The 309-nt window shown below is 49.8% G+C and carries 1 protein-coding gene; it reads left to right on the top strand.

Annotation, left to right across the window (positions count from 1 at the left end):
- Window positions 1–309, top strand: a 309-nt coding sequence (locus tag KHA85_RS20805; protein WP_213186771.1) for an arsenate reductase/protein-tyrosine-phosphatase family protein, incomplete at both ends; no start/stop codon positions are given.

Genomic DNA, 309 nt, shown 5'->3' with positions numbered 1-309 from the left:
CAAAGAGATCGCTTCCGCAGGCATCGGTGCCTTGGTTGGCAAAACCGCGGATAAGAGCGCTATTTCCATTGCGGAAAAACATCAGCTGTCGTTAGAAGGGCATGAAGCCAGGCAGCTGACGAAAGAAATGTGCCGGGAATATTCATTAATTCTGGTTATGGAGAAAGGGCATATTGATGCTGTTTGCCGCTTGGCGCCGGAGGTCAGAGGCAAAACCATGCTTTTCGCCCATTGGTTGGGGCAGAAAGAAATTCCCGATCCTTACAGAAAGAGCGCCGAAGCGTTTGAGTTTGTTTACCGCCTTCTTGA

The sequence above is a fragment of the Dietzia massiliensis genome (genome assembly GCF_018390595.1).
GTDB lineage: Bacteria > Actinomycetota > Actinomycetes > Mycobacteriales > Mycobacteriaceae > Dietzia > Dietzia massiliensis.
The sequence above is the reverse complement of the archived record's forward strand: the minus strand, read 5'-3'. Positions and strand labels throughout refer to the sequence as shown.